The sequence below is a fragment of the Sphingomonas sp. BL-S-05 genome (assembly GCF_055521695.1).
Window position 1 is genome coordinate 96,801 of the sequence record NZ_CM145499.1, and the last position, 13,193, is coordinate 109,993.

Below are 13,193 nucleotides of genomic sequence, written 5' to 3' on the forward strand. Positions count from 1 at the left end.
CCGGAGAAACACCATGCGCAGCTTTGCCGCCGCCGCCGCTTTTCGTGTCGCCCTCGTCGCCGCGGGCATGCTGATCCCGACCCTCGCTTCGGCGAGCGAGATCGAGCGTGACGGCTACAAGTTCGACTATACCCGCACCGTCGCCGACAATGGCGCGACCGTGCTGTCGGGCACCGTCGTCACCAGCGGCGAGCCGTTCCGCCTCGAAGTGCGCGACCGCACCGTGTCGGGCGAAGTCGGCGGCCGTCCGGTCCGCTTCCGCATCGCCAAGCCGCTGACCCCGGCGCAGCAGGTCGCTGCCCGCTAAGCGACAGGGCCTTTCGGTCTGAAGCGCCCGTTCCCGGCAAGGGGGCGGGCGCTTTGCGTTTGGGGGTGGCTTGGTCGCGACTGACGCTCCGCCCGTTCGTGCTGAGTAGGGGCTGAGCTTGTCGAGGACCCGTATCGAAGCATTTGCTCAGCGGTCCTTCGATACGCCAGTTGGACTTCGCTCAATGGCTACTCAGGACGAACGGTCGGGAGCATGAGGGTCGGCTCTTCGATCCTGGTTTCATTGATTCGCCGATGAAGCCGTCATCTCGCTATAATCGATCCGCCACAGCCGGAGCGGCGACCCCTTGGGCAACGGCACTGGGGTCAGCCAGTCGGGCACCTTGTTATGCGCCAGCAGGTCGTAGAAACCGCCGGGCGAGCGGGCACGATAGACGGTGGTTTCCGCCATGTTGGGGCAGGTCAGCAGATAGGTCGCGCCATGGCGGCGGGCGATGGTGCGGAAATTGTCGGGATCGCCCTGAAACGCATGGTGCACGTCGAGGATCGCGTCGCCATTGCGGTGATAGGGGCCGGTGATGCCGTCATGATGCGTCGCGACGATCAGGCGGGGGCCGAGATCGACATGGGTGAACATCACCGCCGCCGGAATCCGGTTCAGTGCCTGTAGCGCGGGCAGGCTGGCGCAGCGCGCGCCGGCCCGCAGGATCACCTTGGTGCGCGCGTCCTGCGGCTTGATGCGGACATGGCTGGTCAGGCCGCTGTCGGGCAGCATCGACAGCAGCTTGCTGACCTGATCGACGAACAGGTTGCCGAGTACGAGCAGCGAGACCAGCGCCGCCGTGCCGAGCACCCGCACCGCCGCGCTCTTGCGCGACAGCAGCCACGGCACGACGATCCAGGCGAGCGCGACCGTGCCGGGGATCGCCAGCAGCTGGGCGGCCGGGCCGGAGCGAATCTGCCAGAACAGCATCGCCACCGCAAAGGTCGTGAACAGCGTGACCACCGCCCAGCCGACGAAATCCGCCGAACGCCGCGCGCGCCACGTCGCGAAGATCGCGCCGAGCAGACCGATGATCGGCCCGGTGACGATCAGCAAGATGGTCCGCCCCGGCATGGTGTAGAGGGGTTTCGCCTCGCGGACATTGTTGAGCCAGGTGCGGGCCAGTTCCTCCGACACCCCCTCCGGCCTTTGCAGGCATTGCGGGAAGAGCGTGGCGAAGGCCGCGGCGAGCGCACCGCCCGCGATCAGCGTCAGCACGAGGCGCACGCTCCACGCCCTGGGTCCGATGCGCGCGATCAGCACCAGCAACGCGCCGCCCGCGACCACTGCCGACAGCCAGACCGGGGTGAGGGCGTCGCAGCGCATCGTATAATTGGCGTTGGAGGCGAAGGCGACGAAGCCGATCGCGCTCGCCCCGGCCAGCGTCGCTCCGTAGACGGTCAGCCGCCGCGCCTCCGCCCGGTCCCATACCCAGCGCAAGGCGACGATCGCCCCGGCCATCGCGCAATAGGGCAGGAGTTCAAGGCCGATGGTCAGTGAGGCGGCCGACGACAGGCCGACGACCATGCCGCCGCGCGCCTGTTTGCGATCGGCGATGCCGGCGACGGTCCAGGCGAGGCAGGCAAGTTGCCAGCCATGATGGTCGATGCGTTCGGGCATGAACATCAGCAGCGTCGACGAACAGCCGAGCAGGAACAGCACTGCCAGCGGCCATGCGACGGGCGACACGAGCCGCCGCACCGTCACCGACAGGGCGATCAGCGCCACCCCCATCGGTAACAGCGGCGCGATGCCGACCGCCAGCCGTTCCGCCCAGACCGGTCCGGCAAAGGGTTTGAGCAACAGGATCAGTCCGGCGATCGGCAGATCGACCAGCCGCGACCAGTGGATGTCGAGCCCGCCCGGCGGGTTCAGCCGGTATTGGCGCAGATCATACCAGCCTTGCCCGCCCAGCCATGCGCGGACCTGCATCAGCCGCATATTGTCGTCGGTATCGGACAGGGCCAGCCAGTGGACCGCGTTCCAGCGTTGCCACAGGAACCATGCCGCCAGCACGACCCAGGCGAGCAGCAGCCAGCGCAGCCAGTGCCGGTCGAGTTCGTGGGCGAAGGAGGGATGCCTGGTCAAAACTACTTTCCCCCGCGCGCCGCGCAATCTACGGCGGCTGTCCAGCCATGGTGGCAAAGGCGGCGCTGTATCGGATGGCGCGCAAAGGACAAGGGTGGGCACGCGGGTGATCGCGCGGATCGAACGACTGATACCCGACGGCGTGCTGGGCCAATTGATCCGGTTCGGCATCGTCGGCGGGCTGTCGACGGTGATCTATGCGATCGTGTACCTGCCGCTGGTCACCTATGTCCTGCCGACCGGCTATGCGTTCGTCGCGGTCGTGCCGGCGTTCGTCGTCGCCGCCGCGTTCGGCTGGGTCGCGCATGGCCGGTGGAGCTTTCGCGACCATGGCACGCGGTCGGAAGGGGCGGAACAGCCGGTCAAGTTCCTGCTGGTGCAGGGATTCGGCATGGTGTTGAACGCGCTGTTCACCTTCGGGCTGGTCGATCTGGCGGGCATGGCGGACTGGGTACCGCTGGTCCCCGCCGTGCTGGTCACCCCCTTCGCCACCTTCGCGCTCAATCGTTCATGGGTATTCGGATAAGATGGACCGCATCGTTTACGACCGCATGGCGGCGCACGACTCGACGCATTGGTGGTATCGCGCGCGGCGCGAAATCCTTGCCGATTATGTCGAGCGCTATGCGGGATTGAAGCCGGGCGCGCGCATCCTCGAAATCGGGTGCGGCACGGGCCACAACCTGCCGATGCTGGCCGGGTTCGGCACGGTCGACGCGATCGAGATCGATCCGGCGGCGCGCGAAATCGCCAGCGAGCGGCTGGGCAAGCCGGTCGGTACCGCGCCGCTGCCGACGCTCGACGGGGTCGACGCGCAATATGACATGATCGCGGTGCTCGACGTGGTCGAGCATATCGAGGACGATGTCGCGACGTTCCGCGGCATGGCCGACCGGCTGGCGCCGGGTGGCAAGATCCTCGTCACCGTACCCGCGCATCAATGGATGTGGAGCGCGCATGACGTGGTGAACCATCACCACCGCCGCTATTCGAAGGCGACGCTGGCCAAGGCGATCGCCGATGCGGGGTTGAAACATAACGGCCTGCGCTATTTCAACTCGCTGCTGTTCCCGGCCGCGGTCGCGGCGCGGGTCGCGGGCAAGCTGACCGGCAAGGACGACAGCGACGATTCGCCGCCGCCCAAGGCGCTGAACACCGCGTTCGAGACGATCTTCCGGCTGGAGCGGCATCTGCTGGGGCGCATTCCGATGCCGCCGGGGCTTTCGATCGTGACGTTGGTGACGAAGTAGGGGCTTGAGGGCCGCAAGCGTCATCCCAGCGAAGGCTGGGATCTGCCTGAAATAGACGCGTGCCTCGCCGCACGAGGCCCCAGCCTTCGCTGGGGCGACGTTTGCGAGGTAACTGACCCCGTTGTCCGTTCGTCCTGAGTAGCCATTGAGCCTGTCGAAATGGCGTATCGAAGGACCGCCGAGGGTGCTTCGATACGGGACTTCGACAAGCTCAGTCCCTACGCAGCACGAACGGATATGCTCGGTCGCGGGAGCCTCAGCCCCGCCGGAACCACCGGAACTTCGGCCCGGCCGACTGCAATACCCCGCGCCGGAACAGCCGCGCGCCGATCACGATGGTCAGCGCGACCCATAGCAGCTGCCATGCCAGCGCGACGAGATGCGGCCACCATTCACCGCTGGTCGCGGCGCGCGCGGCCATGGCGAAGGGGCTGCTGAACGGGAAGATTTCGGCGGCGAGCGCGACCCAGCTGCCCGGGCGGCCGATCGCTGCCAGCGCAAAGCCGAACATCGCCATCTGGAAAATGGTGATCGGCAGCGACAGCATCTGGATCTCGCGCGGCGTGGCCGCCTGTGCGCCGACGGTAAGGAACACCGCGCCGAGCAGCATATAGGCCATGGTGAAATACAGGATGTAAAGCACGACGAAGCCCGGAATGCCGATCGCCGGGGCGATGCCCGACAGCCCTTCGGCAAAGTCGGGCGGCAACAGCGCACCGATATTAATCCCGACTGCCGCCCAAAAAGCGAGGAACAGCACCGCCACCCCGAACATGCCGAGCAGCTTGCCGAGGAAGACCGATTCGAGCGGTACGGCGGCGGCCAGCACCTCGATCACCTTGTTCGATCGTTCCTCCGCCATCGTGCCGACCGCCTGTCCGGCAAGCATCAGCGTGACGACGAACAGCGACACGACCGCGAAGAAGCCGGCCGCGCTCTTGCCGCCGAGCGACGTACTGCTGCGCTCGACGCGGGCGAAGGTCGGTCGCGATAGCCGGCCGGCGCCGAGGTTCGCCCGGCTGTCACGCAGCGCCTGTTCGGCGAGCGCCGCGAGATAGCGCGCGGTGGTCGACTGGGGGTTGGCGTGAATCAGTTGCGGCCGGTCGAGGGGGCCGTACAGGACCGCCGGCACGTCGATATCGGGATTGGACAAGAGGGTGCGCGCCTGCACCGCCGGGTCGGCGGCGGGCGCGACGGTGACCAATGTCGGCAGCCCGCGCTCGCGTGACACCGCCGGACGGATCAGCGCATCGGCGGCACGCAGCCGGGCGGCGTCGGCGGGCGCGGCGATGGCGTAGATGCGTTCCTTGCCCTCCGCGCTCTGCCCGACGCTCTGCGCGCCCAGCGATCCGACCGCGCCGAAACTGCCGAACAGCAGCGGGGCGAGCAGGAACAGCAGGAACATTGGCGTCATCACCGTGGCGATGAAGTCCCGACGGGCGATGGTCAGCGTCTGGCGGATCAGGCGGCTCATGCGGCCTTCTCCGCATCGGCTTCGCCGACGATGCGCACGAACGCGTCGTGCAGCCCAGGCCGTTCGATCGACAGCCCCGATATGCCGTAGCCCGCGTCGATCAGTCGCACCAATATCCCCTCAATCCCCGCAGGCGGCAGCGTGAAGCGCCAGCCGCCACGTTCCTCCTGCGCATCGCCCGGCAGCAGCGCGGCGATGCCGGGGCTGGGGTCGCGCGGGACATATTGCGCCTTCATCGGCAGCAGCGCGCGGGCATCGTCGACCGTCCCCTCGAATCGGCGCTTGCCGCCGGCGATGATGCACAGCCGGTCGCACAGCCGCTCGGCATGGGCCATGACATGGGTCGAGAACAGGATCGTCGCCCCGCGATCGCGCTCGGCGCGGATCAGCGCCTCCAGCCGTTCCTGATTGACCGGGTCGAGCCCGGAGAAAGGTTCGTCGAGCACGAGGAATTCGGGCTGGTGGACGACCGATCCCAGCAGCTGGACGAATTGTGCCATGCCCTTGGACAATTTACGGATCTTGCTGTCGACCGCGTGGCCGAGCCCCGCCTGTTCGAGCATCACCGCCGCCCGCTTGCGCCCGACCGACCAGTCGAGGCCACGCAGCGCGCCCATGAAGGCGATCGCCTCGCGCGCCTTCATGCCGGGATACAGGCCGCGTTCCTCGGGCAGATAGCCGACCCGGTCGGATGCGTCGCGCGGGGCGGATTGGCCGAGCAGGGTGCGATGGCCTTCGTCGGGTTCGATGATGCCGAGCAGCATGCGCAGCGTCGTCGTCTTGCCCGCGCCATTGGGCCCGAGCACGCCATAGACCGCGCCATATGGTACCTGCAGATCGATCCCGTCGACGACGCGCCGATCGCCGAAGCGCTTGACCAGTCCGTCCGCGCTGAGCGCCCAATTTTCGTCCTGCAAGCAACATCCCCCACACGTCGCCCTTTAGCGCGCGTCGGTTAGAGGGTAGCGGGGGGAGGTGACCCGAGACAAGGCCCCGTCAGGCGATATCGTCGAGCGTATTCGCGCCAAGGCCGCCGAATGCGGCTTCGTCGCGTGCGGCATCGCCCGCGCCGATGCCGCGCCGCGCACCGCCGAGCGGCTGCGGCAGTGGCTGGACGAAGGGCGGCACGGGTCGATGATCTGGATGGAGGAGCGCAGCGAACAGCGCGGTTCGCCAGCGGCGCTGTGGAGCGAGGTGCAGTCGGTGATCGCGCTGGGCATGAGCTATGCCCCCGCCGTCGACCCGCTGGCGCTGGCCGGGGCGGGCGATCGTGGTCGTATCTCGGTCTATGCGCAGGGCAGCGACTATCATGATGTGGTCAAGAAGGCGCTGAAGGCGCTCGGCCGCTGGCTGGCGCAGGAATCGGGCTGCGACCTGAAGGTGTTCGTCGATACCGCGCCGGTGATGGAAAAACCGCTGTCCGAAGCGGCGGGCCTTGGGTGGCAGGGCAAGCACACCAATCTGGTCAGTCGCGACCATGGCAGCTGGCTGTTCCTCGGCGCGATCTACACCACGCTCGACCTGACGCCCGATCCGGCGGCGCGCGACCGGTGCGGGTCGTGCGATGCGTGCCAGCGGGCGTGCCCGACCGACGCGTTCCCTACGCCCTACCGGCTGGATGCGCGGCGCTGCATCTCGTATCTGACGATCGAACATGCCGGGCCGATCCCGGTCGAATTCCGGGCGGGAATCGGCAACCGCATCTATGGCTGCGACGATTGCCTGGCGGTGTGTCCGTGGAACAAGTTCGCCGATGCCGCCGCCGCCAACCGTGCCTTTGCCGGGCGGGCCGAATTCGCCGCGCCCCGGCTGGCCGACCTGATCGCGCTCGACGATGCCGGGTTTCGCGAGGTGTTCCGAGGGTCGCCGATCAAGCGGATCGGGCGCAACCGGATGGTGCGCAACGCCCTGATCGCGGCGGGGAATAGCGGCGATGCGGCGCTGGTCGGCCCGGTGCGCGCGGCCTGTACCGACCCCGATGCGGTGGTGCGCGAGGCGGCGGAATGGGCGTTGGCGCGGCTCGAGGGAAACTCCGGCTGAGTCAGGCCGCGCGGGCCGCCTCGGGCGCGTCGAGCCATTCGATGCGGTTCCGGCCGCTGCGCTTGGCCTGGTACATCGCCTCGTCGAGCCGGCGGAGCAGGGGGGCGGTGTCGATCGGCATGCGGGTGAGGTGACAGGCGCCGATGCTGGCGGTGGCGTGGACCGTGGCACCGTGCCAGTCGACCTGCTGCGTGGCGATCGCATCGCGCAGGCGTTCGGCGACGCGGTGGGCGGTGGCGCGGTCGGGGGCGGACAGGAGCAGCGCGAACTCCTCCCCGCCCAGCCGTCCGCACAGCTCGCCGGGACCGCACACGCCGCGCAGGGTGTCGGCGACCGCGCGCAGCACCGCGTCGCCCGCCGCATGGCCGTGACGGTCGTTGATCGCCTTGAAATGATCGAGATCGAGCCACAGCAGCGCAAGCCCGTCCCCCGGCGGCAGCCGCCGCAGCAGCCGTTTCTCCAGCCGCTGTTCGAACGCCCGCCGGTTGAGCAGGCCGGTCAGCCCGTCATGTTCGGCGGCCTCGCGCAACTGGCGCAGCAGTGCGTTTTGCACCGCCATCACGCTGCTGATCGTCAGCGGCACGAGGACGAGGAACGCGACCGCGATCCGCACCGACAGCACCAGGTGCGGGATGGCCATGTCCTGTCCGATCGCGACCATGCCGAGACCGATGGTGACGAGGCAGCCGGTGCCGAGCAGCATCGTCAGCACCGCGGTGATCGCGACCGGATAGGTGAGGGCGCACAGCAGCAGCGCCGGCATCGGGAACATGATGCTGCCCGGCCCGTCAAACTGTACCGCCGCGACGCACGACAGCGCCAGCGCGAATGTCGGCCACAGCGGCGGTTCGGCGATGGCGGGCGGCTGGGCATCGGGGTGGCGCAGCGTCAGCAGCACCGGCAGGACGACGAGATAGTTGACCAGCTCGCTCGCCGGCCAGGTCACCATCGTCTGTGCGGCCGATCCGTGAAATTCTACGACGACCAGGAGCGCGCCGATCAGCGCGGCGACCAGACAGCCGGGGATCAGGCCGGCAAGGATTCGCAGCACCGAATGGACGCGTTCGAGCCGCAGGTCGGCGGGGTCGAGACGCCGCAGCGCGATCGTCGCGGTCAGCGTGCCGGCGGTATTGGCAAGCGCGAAGAAGGCGGACAGGCCAAGATTGCGGTCGAACATCAGATCGGCGGCGAGGAAGCCGACGAAAGCACCTGCCCAGCCCAACGGCCGGAACAGCGATGGTTTCCGCAGCATGATCCCGACCAGCATGGCGTTGGCGGGCCAGAAGGCGACCGAAAAGGCGTGGTGGCTGAACAATCCGATCATCGCCCCGGCCGTCACCACCGCCGCGACCAGCAGGAAGTCGCGCAGCATCGCCGCGCCCGGGACGGTGCGGGCCGGAATCGGTCGTGGCGGGGCGGGGGACGACATGGCCGGCGAGGCTAAGTCGGGGAGATGAAGAATCGGTAACGTAGATCAGGTCAGTCCGCTCTCGCGCCGGACAGCGGCCAGTTCGCCATTGCGCCGCCCCTGAAGATGCGCCCAGTCGCGAAACGTCCAGTCGCCGCCCCAGACCAGCCCCTCGGCCTTGCCCGCAGCACCCAGCGCGCGGAAGAAGATGTGGCATTCGGGTTCGGTCCAGTACCAGCGATCATCGACCAGATCGGCGGCCCAGGCGGCGGGCAGGCCGTCAGGCGTCTGTGCATTGTGGAAACTGAAGCCGACCTGCGTCACCCCTTCGTGGAGCAGGCGTCGCTGGACCGCGACCGATCGCCAGCCATAGACGATGGTCGGTCGCAGGTCGTCGCGTCGCAGTTTCGCGATCACGCGGGCGATGCGGCTGCGAAAGCGGGGATGCAGGCTGGCGAGCTTGCGCTCCTGCGGCCAGTTGCGGCTGTCGCCGTCCCATGTCGCGGGGGCGGCGGACAGGCGGGCAATGGTCCGTCCGCCGGGATCGATCCGGCCATCGGCGTCGATACCGAACCGGTCCTGCGCGGTGCGGATCGCCGCGACCAGCCGCGGCCCGGCAAGGCCGTCGACCGCGCCGGGGTCGATGCCGATCCGCAGCAAGAGCCACTGGACCGTCCGCACATCCTCCGCGCGGTTGATGCCGTCCTCGCCGACGCTTGCCCCGATCATCGTGTCGTTTCCCCGTTGCCGCGGTCCGGGGTGGCAAGTGAAATCCTACATCGCAAGCCGGATCATCTGGGCCGTGCCCGTGCCGCGTCGACCTGTCCGCGCAACGCCAGCGTGCTCTCGACGAGTGCCGGGGCGTTCAGCGCGATCGGACCGCCCTGTCGGTACTGGCGGTTGAGGCGACCGATGACCGCACTCTGGGCCAGCAACGTCCGTGCCTCCGCCCGGGTCAGGTCGCCGCGCCGCCGCCCGTCACGGATCGCGCGGTTGATGTCGCCCAGATCGCTTGCAACCAGCGAGGTCGCCGGCGGTGCTGACGGTATCTCGCGCAACGCGGAGCGCCCACCGTCCCAGATTTGCGCGGACGCAGGCGCGGCAAGGGCGAGCAGCAGGAAGGGAAGGGCGGCACGCATCGGCATTGCTCCATCGACGCCCGATCCTAACCGGGATGCGGCACCGGTGCCATCCGGCTTTTCCAACCGCGTCGCATGGAGTAACGCAGCCGCCCATGATCCGTCCCGCGCTCTCCGTCGTCGTTCCCTGCTATAACGAGGCTGCCTGTCTCGACACGCTGCACGCCCGCATTTCGGCGGCGGCGCGGGCGGTGGTCGGCGACGATCACGAGATCGTGTTGGTCAATGACGGGTCGCGCGACCAGAGCTGGGCGGTGATGGAACGGCTCGCCGCCGCCGATCCGCGGCTGGTGGCGATCAACCTGTCGCGCAATCACGGGCACCAACTGGCGCTGACCGCCGGGCTGGACCTTTGCGCGGGCGAACGCATCCTGATCATCGACGCCGATCTACAGGACCCACCCGAATTGCTCGGGCCGATGCTGGAGACGATGGCGTCGGAAGGGGCGGACGTCGTCTATGCCGTGCGCCGCAAGCGCGAAGGCGAGACCTTCTTCAAGAAGCTGACCGCCGCCGCCTTCTACCGCGTGCTCGACCGGGTGACCGACACGCCGATCCCGCTCGACACCGGCGATTTCCGGCTGATGACCAGGCGGGCGCTCGACGCGTTCCTCAGCTTGCCCGAACAGGCGCGCTTCATCCGCGGCATGGTAGCATGGGTCGGCTTCCGGCAGGTGCCGTTTCCTTATGACCGCGACGAACGCCTGGCCGGCGAAAGCAAATATCCGCTGGGCAAGATGATCCGCTTCGCACTGGACGCGGTGACCGGCTTCTCGACCGCGCCGCTGCGGCTCGCCAGCCATATGGGGCTGGTGCTGACCGCGCTGTCGCTGCTGCTGTTCGCCTATATCGCGATCGGCTGGCTGTCGGGCAGCGCGGTGCAGGGCTGGACGTCGACGATGCTGGTCGTCGTGTTCCTCGGCGCGGTGCAGATGTTCGTGCTGGGGATGATCGGCGAATATCTCGGGCGGCTGTACGTCGAATCGAAGCGGCGGCCGCTCTATCTGGTCGCGGATGTCGCCGGACCGGTGAAGGGGCGGGCGAGCTTGGGCTACCGCGCGGGGGATCATAACGAGGTCACGGTCGCGCCGGTTCTGCCCGAGCAGCAGTAGGTCGGTTCACGCGAAGGCGCGAAGAGGAAGAGATTTGGTTCGCGCAAAGGCGCAAAGGGCGCAAAGGAGTCGCGTTTAGGGCAAGGGTCTTGCCGCGCAAGCGGTCCTGTTTCGGGCAGAAGGCATAAAGGGCTTCGCCGGACAGATTCCCGCCGGAGCAACCGCAACCCCTTTGCGCCCTTTGCGCCTTTGCGCGAAATCTACTTTCTTCTCTGCGCCTCCGCATGAACCCCTTACCGCCCCGAAACCTCGCCCAGCAACCACGACCGGATCGCGCTCGCCAGATTAGGCGGGTCGTCGCCCTCGATCCGTACCGCGTCGATCGCCGCGACCAGCGCCGATAGCGGCAGCGATCGCCGCGCCGCCGCCGCCTCCAGCGCCGCCCAGAAGCCGGGTTCGAGGCTGATCGAGGTCGCGTGGCCGGCGATGGTGATCGACCGCTTGACCGGCCCGCGAAAGCCGCCGGGCGGGGCGGTCGGCTTCATTCGCTGTCGAACAACGACGCCAGTTGTTCGATCATCGTGCCGGCCAACTGTTCGGCATCCATGATCGTGACGGCGCGATTGTACCAGCGGGTCACGTCATGGCCGATGCCGATCGCGACCAGCTCGACCGGCGACTTGCCCTCGATCCACGCAATCACCTGTCGCAGATGCCGTTCCAGATAGCTGCCCGAATTGACCGACAGCGTCGAATCGTCGACCGGCGCGCCGTCGGAGATCACCATCAGCACCTTGCGGTCCTCGGGTCGTGCCAGCAGCCGGCCATGCGCCCAGAGCAGCGCCTCGCCGTCGATATTCTCCTTGAGCAGCCCCTCGCGCATCATCAGCCCGAGCGACTTTTTCGCACGGCGCCACGGTTCGTCGGCTTGTTTGTAGACGATGTGGCGAACGTCGTTGAGGCGACCCGGCTGCGGCGGGCGACCGGCGGCGAGCCAGGATTCGCGGGCCTGTCCCCCCTTCCACGCGCGGGTCGTGAAGCCGAGGATCTCGACCTTAACCCCGACGCGTTCGAGCGTACGGGCGAGGATATCGGCGCTGATCGCGGCGATGCCGATCGGACGTCCGCGCATCGACCCCGAATTGTCGATCAGCAGCGTGACGACGGTATCGCGGAATTCGGTGTCGCGCTCGATCTTGTAGCTGAGCGACTGCGCCGGATTGATGACCACCCGGGCCAGCCGCGCGGCATCGAGCAGCCCTTCCTCCTGATCGAAATCCCAGGAGCGCGACTGTTGCGCCATCAGCCGGCGTTGCAGGCGGTTGGCGAGCTTGGTCACCACTCCCTGCAACTGCACGAGTTGCTGGTCGAGATAGGCGCGTAGCCGTTCGAGCTCGTCGGCCTCGCAAAGCTCGGTGGCGGCGATCACCTCGTCATATTTGGTGGTGAAGGCGCGATATTCGAATTGCGGATGCAGGTCGGCAAAGGGCCGGTTGGGGCGGACCGGCATCATCCCGCCCTCGTCCTCGCCATCCGCCATGTCGTCGCCCTCGGCGTCGACGTCCTCGCTCATGTCGTCGGACTGGCCGTCGGACTGGTCGTCGCTGCGGTCCTCGCCGCGCGCCTCGACCTGCCCTTCGCCGCCCTGTTGTTCGCCGGAATCGTCGCCGTCATCCTCGGGCGTCTGTTCGTCCTCGCCTTCGGAATCGTCGCCGCCGTCATCGGCCTGTTCGGGTTCGATCTCGCCCTCGACCAGTTCGAGGTCCTCGAGCAGACGGGTGATGCTGCGCCCGAACGCGGCCTGATCGGCGACCAGCCCGGCCAGCGTGTCGAGCTGCGCGCCGGCGCGTTCCTCGATCCAGTCGGTGACCAGCGCCATGCCGGGCGCGGCGGCGGCGGGCGGGGCACGGCCGGTCAGCCGTTCGCGCACCAGCATCTGCACCGCGGTCGACAACGGTACTTCGGCGCGGGTGCGGGCGCGGGTGATCGGGTCCGACCGCATCCGCATCGCCAGCGCATGGTCGAGATTGTCGGCGATGCCGTCATAGCCCGCCGACCCCAGCGCATCGACGCGCGCCTGTTCGACCGCGTCATAGACCGCGCGCGCGACCGCTTCGCCCGGTGCGCTGCGGGCGTGGAGCGCGGCATTGTGGTGGCGCATGCGGAGCGCGAAACCGTCGGCGAGGCCGCGCGCTTCGGCGACCTGATCGGCGGGCAGCGCGCGGGCAGGCATCGGCACCTTGATATGCTTGCCCGATGCGGTCGGAGCGTCGGCGGTAAAGGCCAGTTCGACCTCGGGTTCGTCGGCGATCGCGCGCGACGTGCCGCGCAGGACGTCACGAAACCGGTCGAGCGGGGATTCCTGTGCCATGGGCTGTGCTTTGGGGATTGGGGGCGGGGGAGGCAAGGGGGGAAGTTCCTCCCCGGTACGG

The 13,193-nt window shown here is 68.2% G+C and carries 13 protein-coding genes; 5 read left to right on the plus strand and 8 right to left on the minus strand.

Annotation, left to right across the window (positions count from 1 at the left end; translation table 11 throughout):
- The first annotated feature begins 13 nt into the window (after nt 1-13).
- Nucleotides 14-307: a hypothetical protein gene (locus ACZ1JS_RS00425; RefSeq protein WP_345878947.1), complete on the plus strand. Its 294-nt coding sequence runs from the start codon at nt 14-16 to the stop codon at nt 305-307.
- A gap of 240 nt (nt 308-547) precedes the next feature.
- Here the strand turns inward: ACZ1JS_RS00425 and ACZ1JS_RS00430 are convergent, their stop codons facing one another.
- Nucleotides 548-2,398 (minus strand): AcrB/AcrD/AcrF family protein, encoded by a 1,851-nt coding sequence (locus ACZ1JS_RS00430; RefSeq protein WP_465167218.1) that lies wholly within the window; start codon nt 2,396-2,398, stop codon nt 548-550.
- A 94-nt stretch (nt 2,399-2,492) separates the two neighbouring features.
- Between ACZ1JS_RS00430 and ACZ1JS_RS00435 the strand changes: the two genes are divergently transcribed.
- Nucleotides 2,493-2,924, plus strand: a complete 432-nt coding sequence (locus ACZ1JS_RS00435; RefSeq protein WP_242118315.1) for a GtrA family protein — start codon at nt 2,493-2,495, stop codon at nt 2,922-2,924.
- Between the two features lies 1 nt (nt 2,925).
- A complete protein-coding gene (locus ACZ1JS_RS00440) occupies nt 2,926-3,648 on the plus strand; it encodes a class I SAM-dependent methyltransferase (RefSeq protein WP_465167219.1) in 723 nt (240 codons plus the stop codon).
- A gap of 256 nt (nt 3,649-3,904) precedes the next feature.
- Here ACZ1JS_RS00440 and ACZ1JS_RS00445 read toward each other — a convergent pair whose 3' ends face one another.
- Nucleotides 3,905-5,122, minus strand: a complete 1,218-nt coding sequence (locus tag ACZ1JS_RS00445) for an ABC transporter permease (protein WP_465167220.1) — start codon at nt 5,120-5,122, stop codon at nt 3,905-3,907.
- Nucleotides 5,119-6,039 carry an ABC transporter ATP-binding protein gene (locus ACZ1JS_RS00450; RefSeq protein WP_465167221.1) on the minus strand — a complete coding sequence of 307 codons (921 nt, stop codon included), beginning with the start codon at nt 6,037-6,039 and terminating at the stop codon, nt 5,119-5,121. Before ACZ1JS_RS00450 ends, ACZ1JS_RS00445 begins: the two co-directional genes overlap by 4 nt.
- Before the next feature lie 58 nt (nt 6,040-6,097).
- On the opposite strand from ACZ1JS_RS00450, the gene queG reads away from it, so the two are divergent.
- Complete coding sequence (gene queG / locus ACZ1JS_RS00455; RefSeq protein ID WP_465167222.1) at nt 6,098-7,162, plus strand: tRNA epoxyqueuosine(34) reductase QueG; 1,065 nt, start codon at nt 6,098-6,100, stop codon at nt 7,160-7,162.
- A gap of 1 nt (nt 7,163) precedes the next feature.
- On the opposite strand, the gene ACZ1JS_RS00460 is transcribed toward queG, so the two are convergent.
- The 3 genes from ACZ1JS_RS00460 to ACZ1JS_RS00470 form a co-directional block, all read right to left on the minus strand.
- Nucleotides 7,164-8,591, minus strand: a complete 1,428-nt coding sequence (locus ACZ1JS_RS00460) for a GGDEF domain-containing protein (protein WP_465167223.1) — start codon at nt 8,589-8,591, stop codon at nt 7,164-7,166.
- A gap of 45 nt (nt 8,592-8,636) precedes the next feature.
- Nucleotides 8,637-9,299 carry a peptidoglycan-binding protein gene (locus ACZ1JS_RS00465; protein WP_465167224.1) on the minus strand — a complete coding sequence of 221 codons (663 nt, stop codon included), beginning with the start codon at nt 9,297-9,299 and terminating at the stop codon, nt 8,637-8,639.
- Between the two features lie 62 nt (nt 9,300-9,361).
- Nucleotides 9,362-9,709 (minus strand): hypothetical protein, encoded by a 348-nt coding sequence (locus ACZ1JS_RS00470; RefSeq protein WP_465167225.1) that lies wholly within the window; start codon nt 9,707-9,709, stop codon nt 9,362-9,364.
- Nucleotides 9,710-9,804: 95 nt separating this feature from the next.
- Between ACZ1JS_RS00470 and ACZ1JS_RS00475 the strand changes: the two genes are divergently transcribed.
- Nucleotides 9,805-10,821 (plus strand): glycosyltransferase family 2 protein, encoded by a 1,017-nt coding sequence (locus ACZ1JS_RS00475; protein ID WP_465167226.1) that lies wholly within the window; start codon nt 9,805-9,807, stop codon nt 10,819-10,821.
- Nucleotides 10,822-11,054: 233 nt separating this feature from the next.
- On the opposite strand, the gene ACZ1JS_RS00480 is transcribed toward ACZ1JS_RS00475, so the two are convergent.
- Both ACZ1JS_RS00480 and cobT read right to left on the minus strand, forming a co-directional pair.
- Nucleotides 11,055-11,306 (minus strand): ribbon-helix-helix domain-containing protein, encoded by a 252-nt coding sequence (locus ACZ1JS_RS00480; RefSeq protein WP_465167227.1) that lies wholly within the window; start codon nt 11,304-11,306, stop codon nt 11,055-11,057.
- Nucleotides 11,303-13,132, minus strand: a complete 1,830-nt coding sequence (gene cobT, locus ACZ1JS_RS00485) for a cobaltochelatase subunit CobT (protein ID WP_465167228.1) — start codon at nt 13,130-13,132, stop codon at nt 11,303-11,305. The genes ACZ1JS_RS00480 and cobT overlap by 4 nt, the downstream gene beginning before the upstream one ends.
- Nucleotides 13,133-13,193 lie beyond the last annotated feature (61 nt).